This is a genomic window from Streptomyces albidochromogenes (genome assembly GCF_005981925.1).
Classification (GTDB): domain Bacteria; phylum Actinomycetota; class Actinomycetes; order Streptomycetales; family Streptomycetaceae; genus Streptomyces; species Streptomyces albidochromogenes.
Map to the genome: position 1 here is coordinate 1 of NZ_VBVX01000735.1, position 535 is coordinate 535.

1 pseudogene is annotated in these 535 nt (G+C 79.8%); it reads right to left on the reverse strand.

Annotated features, from left to right (window positions below):
• Nucleotides 1-535: pseudogene (locus E2E34_RS36085) on the reverse strand (hypothetical protein); the annotation flags it as partial.

Consider the following 535-nt stretch of genomic DNA (forward strand, 5'->3'; position numbering starts at 1 on the left):
GTGCGGGGGCCGCCGGCGCGGCGCCGGGCTCCTGCGCGGCCTCGCCGTCGTCGCCTTCGGCCTCGGTGTCCGCCGGGGCGGCGCCTGCCTCGCCGTCGTGCTCGGCCTCGGCCGTCGCGGCCTCGCCGCCCGGCTCCCGCGCGGCTTCCTCGTCGTCGTCCGGGCTGCCGAAGAGTGCCGCGGCCTCGGCGTCGGCGGCGGCGTAGTTGGGCTCGGGGATCTGCTGAGCGGGCTGCGCCTGCTCCTCCTGCCCGGGAACGTCCGCCTCCGGGGCCGCAGCCTGGGGCGCGTCGTCCTGCGCGGCCTCGCCGACCGGACGCAGTACGGGGAAACCGGGAGCGGGAACGGCCGCCGGGGCCGGCGCCTGGGGGGCCGGGGCCGAGGGCTGCTGGGCCGGAGCCTGCTGCGGGTAGCCGTATCCGCCGGAGGTGTCCTGGCCGGACTGCGGTGCGGCGGGAGCGGGCTGCTGCTGCGGGTAGCCGTATGCGCCGGAGGTGTCCTGGCCGGACTCCGGGACGCCGGGTGCCTGCTGGTG